Genomic DNA, 1,273 nt, shown 5'->3' with positions numbered 1-1,273 from the left:
TGAGGTGCCCCCCGAAAACTGGACACTGACGTAAGCTTTGAATTGCTGTCTGCTGATCTTCACCAAGGAGGAGATCGAAGATGTCGAAACGAAAACAGCATGCCCCTGAGTTCAAGGCGAAGGTGGCGCTGGAAGCGCTGAGAGGCGAGGCGACCGTGTCGGAGCTGGCGAGCCGGTTCGGCGTGCATCCAACGATGATCAATCAATGGAAACGTGCGCTGCTGGATGGCGCGTCCGGTGTCTTCGAACGCGGCAGCCGCAAGGCACCCGTCATCGATGAAGACCAGGTCAGGGATCTGCATGCCAAGATCGGAGAGCTGGCGGTGGCCAACTCTTTTTTGGAAAGAAAGCTCAAGCCCTGGGGCGGGAAGTGAGGCGCGCCATGATCGAACGCGACCATCCTGACCTGTCGATCGGCCAACAGTGCGCGCTTCTGTCGGTACCGCGGTCGTCGTTCTACTATTCGCCGCGGGGAGAGACGGAGCAGAACCTTGCGCTGATGCGGCTGATCGATGTGCAGTTCCTCGAGACACCGTTCTTTGGCGTCCGCCAGATGACCTGGCACCTGCGCAACGAAGGCCATGCGGTGAACGAGAAGCGCGTCCGTCGGCTCATGCGCCTGATGGGATTGATGCCGATCTATCAGAAACCCAACACCAGCAGGCCGGCGAAGGGGCACAAGACCTACCCCTATCTGCTGCGGGGTCTGCGGGTAGACAGGCCAAACCAGGTCTGGTGCGTGGACATCACCTACCTGCCAATGCGCCGCGGGTTCCTCTATCTGGTGGCGATCATGGATTGGCATACCCGGATGGTTCTGTCGTGGCGGATCTCGAACACGCTGGACGCGGACTTCTGCGTCGAGGCGCTGAACGAGGCCATCTATCGGTTTGGACCGCCGGACATTATGAACAGCGATCAAGGGTCGCAGTTCACATCCTTTGCCTGGACAGACCGCCTGCGCCGCTCGGGCGTCCGCATCTCGATGGATGGCAAGGGTCGCTACCTGGACAACATCTTCATCGAGCGCCTGTGGCGGACGCTGAAATACGAGTGCGTCTACCTCCACGCATGGGATACCGGATCGCACGCACGCGCCGGTGTCCGCAACTGGATGGAATTCTACAATCACCGCCGCCCGCACAAAGCCTTTGGCGGACAACCACCAGCGGTGGTCTACTCGCTGGAAATCGAAGCAACACAACCCGATCAGCAGGAGCAGATCAGAGCTTAAAAAGCGCCAGATCCTGTCCAGGGAATGGGGAGCACCTCA

1 protein-coding gene is annotated in these 1,273 nt (G+C 59.8%); it reads left to right on the top strand.

The features are described from left to right. The first annotated feature begins 80 nt into the window (after positions 1-80). A protein-coding gene (locus TW83_RS03290) for an IS3 family transposase (RefSeq protein WP_239441276.1) occupies positions 81-1,234 on the top strand; the annotation gives its coding sequence in 2 pieces (ribosomal slippage) (positions 81-333 and positions 333-1,234; 1,155 coding nt in all). The last annotated feature ends 39 nt before the right edge of the window (positions 1,235-1,273 follow it).

This window comes from Paracoccus sp. S4493 (assembly GCF_000967735.1).
Lineage (GTDB): Bacteria > Pseudomonadota > Alphaproteobacteria > Rhodobacterales > Rhodobacteraceae > Paracoccus > Paracoccus marcusii.
Note: the sequence above shows the minus strand (reverse complement) of the source record. Positions and strands in the feature narration are given on the sequence as shown.